The 5,976-nt window shown below is 72.2% G+C and carries 8 protein-coding genes; 4 read left to right on the forward strand and 4 right to left on the reverse strand.

The window, feature by feature from the left end:
• Positions 1 to 306: 306 nt before the first annotated feature.
• Positions 307 to 885: a LysE family transporter gene (locus tag TR48_RS02350; protein WP_042364229.1), complete on the forward strand. Its 579-nt coding sequence runs from the start codon at positions 307 to 309 to the stop codon at positions 883 to 885.
• On the opposite strand, the gene TR48_RS02355 is transcribed toward TR48_RS02350, so the two are convergent.
• From TR48_RS02355 to TR48_RS02370, 4 genes are all read right to left on the reverse strand, one after another.
• On the reverse strand, positions 866 to 1,096 hold the full coding sequence (locus TR48_RS02355; protein ID WP_042364091.1) for a hypothetical protein: 231 nt from the start codon (positions 1,094 to 1,096) through the stop codon (positions 866 to 868). The genes TR48_RS02350 and TR48_RS02355 overlap by 20 nt on opposite strands.
• A 25-nt stretch (positions 1,097 to 1,121) precedes the next feature.
• Positions 1,122 to 1,373 carry a hypothetical protein gene (locus TR48_RS02360; protein WP_042364092.1) on the reverse strand — a complete coding sequence of 84 codons (252 nt, stop codon included), beginning with the start codon at positions 1,371 to 1,373 and terminating at the stop codon, positions 1,122 to 1,124.
• A gap of 25 nt (positions 1,374 to 1,398) precedes the next feature.
• On the reverse strand, positions 1,399 to 2,805 hold the full coding sequence (locus TR48_RS02365; RefSeq protein WP_052442341.1) for a GlnX family signal transduction membrane protein: 1,407 nt from the start codon (positions 2,803 to 2,805) through the stop codon (positions 1,399 to 1,401).
• Positions 2,806 to 2,991: 186 nt separating this feature from the next.
• Positions 2,992 to 3,258, reverse strand: a complete 267-nt coding sequence (locus TR48_RS02370) for a hypothetical protein (protein ID WP_042364093.1) — start codon at positions 3,256 to 3,258, stop codon at positions 2,992 to 2,994.
• Positions 3,259 to 3,642: 384 nt separating this feature from the next.
• Here TR48_RS02370 and kdpF point away from each other — a divergent pair, with 384 nt between their 5' ends.
• The 3 genes from kdpF to TR48_RS02385 all read left to right on the forward strand — a co-directional run.
• On the forward strand, positions 3,643 to 3,732 hold the full coding sequence (kdpF, locus tag TR48_RS41545; protein ID WP_042364094.1) for a K(+)-transporting ATPase subunit F: 90 nt from the start codon (positions 3,643 to 3,645) through the stop codon (positions 3,730 to 3,732).
• Positions 3,732 to 5,396, forward strand: a complete 1,665-nt coding sequence (kdpA, locus tag TR48_RS02380) for a potassium-transporting ATPase subunit KdpA (RefSeq protein WP_052442342.1) — start codon at positions 3,732 to 3,734, stop codon at positions 5,394 to 5,396. Before kdpF ends, kdpA begins: the two co-directional genes overlap by 1 nt.
• Positions 5,396 to 5,976: P-type ATPase actuator domain-containing protein (locus TR48_RS02385; RefSeq protein ID WP_042364095.1), on the forward strand; the 581-nt coding region annotated here is incomplete at its 3' end. The genes kdpA and TR48_RS02385, both read left to right, overlap by 1 nt.

A 5,976-nucleotide genomic window follows, 5' to 3' on the forward strand; every position in this document is an offset into this window, starting at 1 on the left:
GGGTGGTCATCCCGGCCGGGGCGCCAGCCCCTGGTCCCCGCCGGAAGTCTCCCCGGCCCCGTGCCGACCGAGCGCGGGTGGGTGTTCGCGGGGGCGCGGACCTGTCCCCGGGGAAAATGCGTTGCTCCGTCGGGCTCCGGCGCTGCACCATCGCGGCATGACCTCCACCTGGCTTGCGCTGCCCTCGCTGTCCGTCTCCGCCGGGGCGGTTGCGGGGCAGCAGCAGGGTGGGGCGGGGCGGGGGCCGATGCAGACGCGCGCGTGAGCGCGGTGCTTGCCGGTCTGGTGGCCGGTTACGGGATCGCGATGCCCGTCGGGGCCGTGGGGGCGCTGCTCGTGGCGCTGACGGCGCGGACGTCGTGGCGCGTCGGGGCGGGGGCCGCGCTCGGTGTGGCGACCGCGGACGGGGTGTACGCGTGCGTGGCGACGCTCGGCGGCGCGGCGCTCGCGCCGGCGATCAGGCCCGTCGCGGGTCTGCTGCGCGGGGGCGCGGTCGTGGTGCTGCTCGTGCTCGCCGTCCGTGGCGCGCAGAGCGCTGTGCGCCGTTACCGCGAGCGGGATCTCGCCCGGCGGGTGGCTGAGACGCCGACCGGCCCGCTGCGGGCCTACCTCGCCTTCCTCGGAATCACCCTGCTGAACCCGATGACCGTGGTCTACTTCGCCGCGCTGGTGCTCGCCGGAGAGGGCGGGGGCGTCTCCGACCGCGCCGCGAAGGCCCTCTTCGTCCTCGCCGCCTTCACGGCGTCCGCGAGCTGGCAGCTGTTCCTGGCCGGCGGCGGCGCGCTGCTGGGACGGGCGCTGACGGGCCCTCAGGGTCGGCTGTGGACCTCGCTGGTATCCAGCGCGGTGATCATCGGCCTCGCCGTCAGGCTGCTCGTCGGCTGAGGGCGCCCCTGCGCCCGCAGCAGGCCGTCGCGCCCGCCCGCAGCAGATCGACCGCGCGCAGTTGCTGTGCACAGGCCGCGCGCTCCCGGTACCCGGCCTGCGGATCGGCGCATCTGGCCGCCTTGCCGTCAGCGGAGTCGTCGGAGTCATCCGCGCCGAGGCCCGCGCTGAGCGGGAAGCGCTCGGCGAAGTCGGGGACGAGCCGGGCCATCGCCGCGGACCGGCCCCGCTGAGGCTCACAGGTGGAAGGCGCGGAAGAGGCCGATCGTGTGGGCGGTGAGGAACAGGCCGTAGCCCGCGATGGCCAGGCCGAGGGCGCGAGCCGGGAGGCGGCGGGCGGCGGTGCGGGTGGCGGCCGCGCCGTCGAAGCCGAAGGCGTCGCCGAGGGTGCTCAGGGCCCGGGCAGGCGTGAGCGCCAGGATCGCGCCGACGCCCAGCAGGAGGACGGCGATCAGCGCCGGAAGCGACGCAAGTTCGAGCAGGCCCATGGGGGTCTCCGTTCGGGCGGGGGGTTCAGCGCCGGAACTCGGCGAGGCGGGGGCGGACACCGAGCAGGCAGAGCAGCACGACCGCGGCCGCGCCGCCCCCCAACAGCGGGGTGTCGGCGTCCAGTTGTGAGGAGCCGTCCTGGACGGCGGTGTGGAAGGCGGCCGCGTTGACGCCGATCACCCGCTGCAGGGCGGCGTCGTGCGCGCCGAAGTCGGCGTTGGAGCCGCCCGCGGCGTAGCTGGTGTCGTACGCGATGGCCTGCGCCAGCTGGTTCCGGGCGACGTAGGCGCGGATCCTGCGGTCGTCCGCCTGGTAGGCCTGGTAGGCGTGGAGGGTCCGCTCCGCCGCCGCGCGCTCGCCCGCGAAGGTGATGTTGCGGAACTCGGCGCCGTAGAAGCCCCGGAAGCGCACGTCGTCGTGGTTCGCCCGGTAGGCGGTGACGGCGGACGCCAGTTGGGCGTCGTAGCCGGCGATCGTCGCTCCCGGCAGGGTGAGCACCGCCTGCGAGGTGGCGAGGAAGGAGTCCTGGTACGTGGTCGCGCGGTCGGCGTCGAGAAGGTAGCGGCTCTCGTCCGCGTTGGCGTCGGCGACGAGCGCGCGGGCGCGGGTGAGAGCGACGACGGAGTCGAAGGCGTCGTGGCGGGCCACGCGCTGGCACTCGCGCTGGGCGGGGAGGAGTGAGGCGGTGAGCCCGAGCAGGGCGAGCGCGAGGAGCGTCGCGGCCGCGAGCGCGGGGTTGACCATGCGCCGGAACCGCAGCGTCAGCCACGCCTGGACCGCGAGCAGCGCGGCCACCAGCACGACCAGCAGGGCGATCGACCACACCAGTGCGGTCGCGAGCGCGGAGCGCTCGGCCGTGTAGGTCGACTGGTAGGCGGTGTTGTTGGCGTTCACGAGCCGGTCGGACGCGGGCAGCAGCTCGGTCCGCATCAGGTCGGTGGCCTGGCGGTAGAGGGTGAGGGCGGCCGGCAGCGGGTGGCCGGCCGGGCGGTGGGCGCTGTCGTTGAGCGCGAGTGCGCGGCCCGCCAGGTCCTGGTAACGGCCGAGCTCGTCCAGCACCGCCCCGAGCGCCCGCTGGGTGTCGGCGTTGCCGGCGGCGTCGAGCGTGGACTGCTGCAGGTCGTGGTCGGCGGTGGTCCGGTCGGTGTCGAACGCGTGGAGCGCGGTGGAGCGTGCGGTGGCGAAGGACGGGTCGGCGCCGAACAGCATGATGTTCGCGCTCTGCCCGTCCAGGTCGGTCAGCGCCTGGTAGAGGCCGGTGGCGTCGACGACCTGCGGCGCCTGGCGGCCTCCGATCGCGTCCCAGGAGGCCCGCGCCCCCGAGGCCGCCGACACCGTGACCGCGCCGACCAGCACGGCGAGCGCCACGCAGCCGAGCGTGTACCAGCGCAGGCGCGCGGGGACGGTGCGCGGCAGCGTCACGCCGCGCACGCGTGTTCTCGTATCGACCCTGGCCACAGCCGTGCACAGCCCTTCCGCGAGCCGCAGCACGCGCGGCCCCCACCCCGTCCGCTCACCGCACCGGTGAGCCGAACGCACACTCTCCCGACGCCACGACCAGCACAGAAGCACCCCTGACGGAGCCCTGACGCGGGCGGCGGCGCTCTTGACGCCGTCTTAGCCGGCGACTGCCGCGCGGTGGCGGTGCGGGCCGTGGCGGTGCGGGCCATGGCGGTGCAGGCCGACGCGGTCCCACAGGGTGGACCGTTCCGACGGCTCCGTGAAGATCACGTCCCCCGGCCGGACGCCGACCGCCGCCACGGCCGCGCGCAGGTTCTCGGCGCGGACCACCAGGGGCTGCAGGCGTACCGGCTCCTCGGGGGCGAACGTGTCGGTCACCAGGGCGTCCGGCTCGGCGTGGGCGCTCGGCGACCACGCCAGCACGGGGACCAGGACGGCATGCCGCCGCCGCGCCTCTCCGGCGGCCCGACGCAGCAGCGCCCACCTTGACGCCGCCCTGATTCCGCACCGGTTCCGGCCTCGGCGAGCCCCGCACATCCCGCTCGCCGCTCCTGTGCGGGGCGGCGCTAAGACGGCGCAAAGGTTCCCGATCGGCCCGCAAGGAGGCCGTCAAGGACGCGCTTGCACCCCCTTCACGTGCGCTTTCCTTTCGTAGGCCGCCACGGGGCGGCGCCACCGGATTCGTCCGGGGGATCAAGACTCATCTTCGAGTTGGGGTGCAGTTCCCATGCAGGACCTGTTCTTTGTTGGGGTGACGATCGTCGTTTTCGCGGTCCTCGCCCTGATCGTCAAGGGGGTGGAGCGGCTGTGAGCGCCGACAACATCGTCGGACTGATCGTGTCCGTCGCCCTGGTCGCCTACCTCGTCGCGGCTCTGATCCGTCCGGAGAAGTTCTAGTGAACGCAACCCTCGCCGGCTTCCTGCAGGCCCTCGCCCTGGTCCTGATGCTGGCCCTGTCCTACCGCCCGCTGGGCGACTACATGGCCCACGTGCTCAGCACCCGCAAGCACTGGCGTGTCGAGCGCGGCGTCTACAAGCTGATCGGCGTCGACGGCGACGCCGAGCAGACCTGGCCCGCATACCTTCGTTCGGTTCTGGCCTTTTCCTTCATATCCGTCCTCCTCCTCTACGCCCTCCAGAGACTGCAGGAGCACCTGTGGCTCTCGCTCGGTTTCCCGGCCGTCTCCCCGGCGATGGCGTGGAACACCGCGGTCTCGTTCGTCACCAACACCAACTGGCAGTCGTACTCGGGTGAGTCGACCATGGGCCATCTGGTGCAGATGGGCGGCCTGGCGGTGCAGAACTTCCTGTCCGCGGCCGTCGGCATCGCGGTGGTCACCGCGCTGATCCGGGGCTTCATCCGCCACAAGTCCGACACCCTGGGCAACTTCTGGGTCGACCTGACCCGCATCACGCTGCGCGTGCTGCTGCCGATCTCGATCTTCTTCGCGCTGGTGCTGGTGGCCGGCGGCGTGGTCGAGAACCTGCACGCCGCGCACATCGTGAACACCCTCTCGGGCGCCCAGCAGTCGATCCCGGGCGGGCCGGTGGCCTCGCAGGAGGCCATCAAGGAGCTGGGCACCAACGGCGGCGGCTTCTACAACGCCAACTCCGCCCACCCGTTCGAGAACCCCAACGCCTTCACCAACCTGCTGGAGATCTACCTCCTGCTGGTGATCTCGTTCGCGCTCTGCCGCACCTTCGGCACCCTGGTGAAGTCGCAGAAGCAGGGCTACGCGATCGTCTCGGTCATGGGCCTGTACTGGGCCGCCTCGGCCGCGCTGATCACGTTCTTCGAGCACCAGCACTCCGGCGTCGCCGCGAGGATCGCCGGCGCCGCTATGGAGGGCAAGGAGGTCCGCTTCGGCATCCCGGGCAGCTCCCTGTTCGCCGCCTCCACGACGCTGACGTCCACCGGCGCGGTCAACTCGATGCACGACTCGTACACCCCGCTCGGCGGCGGCACCGAGATCCTGAACATGATGTTCGGTGAGATCGCGCCCGGCGGCACCGGATCCGGCCTCTACGGCATCCTGGTCCTGGCCATCGTCACCGTCTTCGTCGCCGGCCTGATGGTCGGCCGTACGCCGGAGTACCTGGGCAAGAAGCTCGGTGCGCGGGAGATGAAGTTCGCCTCCCTCTACATCCTGACCACCCCGGCGATCGTGCTGTGCGGCACGGGTCTGGCGATGTCGCTCAGCGCCGGTCACGGCGGCGGCATGGCCAACACCGGCCCGCACGGCTTCTCCGAGGTGCTCTACGCCTTCACCTCCGCCGCGAACAACAACGGTTCGGCGTTCGCGGGCATCACGGTGACCAGCAACCACTGGCAGGAGGCTCTCGGCCTCGCGATGGCCTTCGGCCGGTTCCTGCCGATGGTGTTCGTGCTGGCGCTCGCCGGTTCGCTGGCCAAGCAGCAGCACACGCCGGAGTCCTCCGGCACCCTCAAGACCCACAGCCCGCTCTTCGTCGGAATGCTCTCCGGCGTGATCCTGATCGTCGTCGGGCTCACCTACTTCCCGGCCCTGGCTCTCGGGCCGCTCGCGGAAGGTCTCCACTGATGTCCACGCCCACCCTGAGCTCCCCGGCACAGACGCCGGAAGTGCCGCAGTCCGAGCTCCCGAGCGAGCGTCGCATCGGCGGTGGCCTGCTCGACCCGAAGCAACTGCTCAAGTCCTTCCCCGACGCGGTCAAGAAGCTCGACCCGCGGGTGATGTTCAAGAACCCGGTCATGTTCGTGGTCGAGGTCGGCTCGCTGCTGACCACGATCTCCGCGATCGAGAAGCCGTCCGTCTTCGCCTGGGTGATCACCGTCTGGCTGTGGCTGACGGTCGTCTTCGCCAACCTGGCCGAGGCCGTGGCCGAGGGCCGCGGCAAGGCCCAGGCCGACACGCTGCGCAAGACCCGCACCGACACCATGGCGCGCCGCGTCGTCGGCGACTGGGCGCAGGGCATGACGGGGGTGCGCGAGGAGGAGGTCTCCGCGACCCAGCTCCGTCTCGGCGACTACGTGGTCGTGGAGGCCGGGCAGGTCATCCCCGGCGACGGCGACGTCGTCGAGGGTGTCGCGTCGGTGGACGAGTCGGCGATCACCGGCGAGTCGGCGCCCGTCATCCGCGAGTCCGGTGGTGACCGTAGCGC

The sequence above is a fragment of the Streptacidiphilus neutrinimicus genome (assembly GCF_000787815.1).
GTDB lineage: Bacteria > Actinomycetota > Actinomycetes > Streptomycetales > Streptomycetaceae > Streptacidiphilus > Streptacidiphilus neutrinimicus.

Bases quoted from the DNA above. Each gene is read 5' to 3' on its own strand.
- TR48_RS02350 (WP_042364229.1), top strand. From the start codon at position 307: ATGCCCGTCGGGGCCGTGGGGGCGCTGCTCGTGGCGCTGACGGCGCGG.
- TR48_RS02355 (WP_042364091.1), bottom strand. From the start codon at position 1,096: ATGGCCCGGCTCGTCCCCGACTTCGCCGAGCGCTTCCCGCTCAGCGCG.
- TR48_RS02360 (WP_042364092.1), bottom strand. From the start codon at position 1,373: ATGGGCCTGCTCGAACTTGCGTCGCTTCCGGCGCTGATCGCCGTCCTC.